Genomic DNA, 1,607 nt, shown 5'->3' with positions numbered 1-1,607 from the left:
CTGCTCGCCCTGGCGGTGGTGTGCGTCGGCATCTCCGTCGCCACCTTCCGCTCCTACCAGAAGTCCGTCTGACCCCTGCGGTGCGGCGGTCCGGCCCGGAGCGGTCCGGGCCGCCGCCCCGCGTCTCCCCCGGTCGCCTAACCTGGCACGGACGGAAGGGGGGCGGCCACGATGAGCGAACTGCTGCGCACCGGGCGCGCCATGGCGGTCGCGACCGCCGTGTCGCGGATCACCGGGTTCGTCCGGACGCTGGTGCTGGTGGCCGCGCTCGGCCTCGGCACCCGGCTGCTGGACGCCTACACCGCCGCCAACGTCACCCCCAACACGATCTACGAGCTGGTGATGGGCGGCGCGGTCGCCAGCGTCGTCGTCCCGCTGCTGGTGCGGCAGGCGTCCCGGCCCGGCCGCGAGGAGGAGGCCGACCTGTTCGCCCAGCGGCTGCTCTCGCTGGTGGTCTACGGGCTGGGCGCGGTCGTGATCGTCACCGTGGTCGCCGCGCCGCTGATCGTGGACGCCACCGTCTCCGGATTCGCGCCGCCCCAGCGCCACCTGGCCGTGCTGTTCACCCGGTTCTTCATGCCGCAGATCCTGTTCTACGGCGTCAGCGCCACCCTGGCGGCCGTCCTGAACGCGCGCGGACGCCTCACCGCCCCGATGTGGGCGCCGGTCGCCAACAACCTCGTCGTGACCGCCACCGGGCTGGCGTTCGTCCTGGTCGGCGGCGCCGGAAGCGTCGAGTCGCTCACCACCGCGCAGACGCTGCTGCTGTCGATCGGCACCAGCGCCGGGGTGGCCGCGCAGATGGCCGTCCTCGCGGTGGCCGGACGCCGCGCCGGGTTCCGGCCGCGGCTGCACGCCGACCCGCGCGGCATCGGGGTGCGGCGCATCGCGGCGATGGCGGGCTGGACGATCGCGTCCGTCGCCGCCGCGCAGGCCGTCTTCCTGGTGTCCACGCGGCTCGCCTCGCACGCCGGGGAGGGCATGCTCGCGATCTACAGCAACGCCTCCACGATCTTCCAGCTCCCGTACGGGGTCATCGCCGTCACCGTCATCACCGGCGTCCTGCCGCGGATGAGCCGGGCCGCCGGACGCCTCGACCTGGAGGGCGTCACCACCGACCTGTCGCACGGGCTGCGGCTCACCGGCGTCGCCCTCGCGCCGGTCGCGGCCGCGCTGGTCGTGCTCGGCCCGGCCCTGACGACGCTGATGTTCGCGCACGGCCACACCTCGCCGGAGGCCGCCCGGCTGACCGGGCAGACGCTCGCCGCCTACGGCCCGGCGCTCGTCCCGTTCGCCGGCTACCAGATCATGCTGCGGGCCTTCTACGCGCTCGGCGACACCCGCACGCCCGCCCTGATCAGCGTCGGAGTCTCGGCCGTCACGGTCGCCGCCGCGCTGGTCGCGGCAGAGTTCACCGGCGGGGCGCGGCTGCTGGTCGCGCTGGCCGCCTGCACCGCCGTCGCCTACACCGCCGGGCTGTTCGTCACGGCCGTGCTGCTGCGCCGCCGGCTGGGCCGGGTGGACGGCCACCGCCTGCTCGACACCCACCTGCGCACCCTGGCCGCCGCGACCGCGGCCGGGCTCGTCGCCGCCGTCGTCGCCCGGGC

Annotated in this window: 1 protein-coding gene; it reads left to right on the top strand. The window is 75.5% G+C overall.

Annotated elements, in window-relative coordinates; genetic code table 11:
* Positions 1 to 171: 171 nt before the first annotated feature.
* The coding region (gene murJ / locus AB0J52_RS39725) for a murein biosynthesis integral membrane protein MurJ (protein ID WP_500188300.1) at positions 172 to 1,607 on the top strand (1,436 nt) is incomplete at its 3' end.

Origin of the sequence: Spirillospora sp. NPDC049652 (assembly GCF_040675125.1) — a bacterium.
Lineage (GTDB): Bacteria > Actinomycetota > Actinomycetes > Streptosporangiales > Streptosporangiaceae > Spirillospora.
Note: the sequence above shows the minus strand (reverse complement) of the source record. Positions and strands in the feature narration are given on the sequence as shown.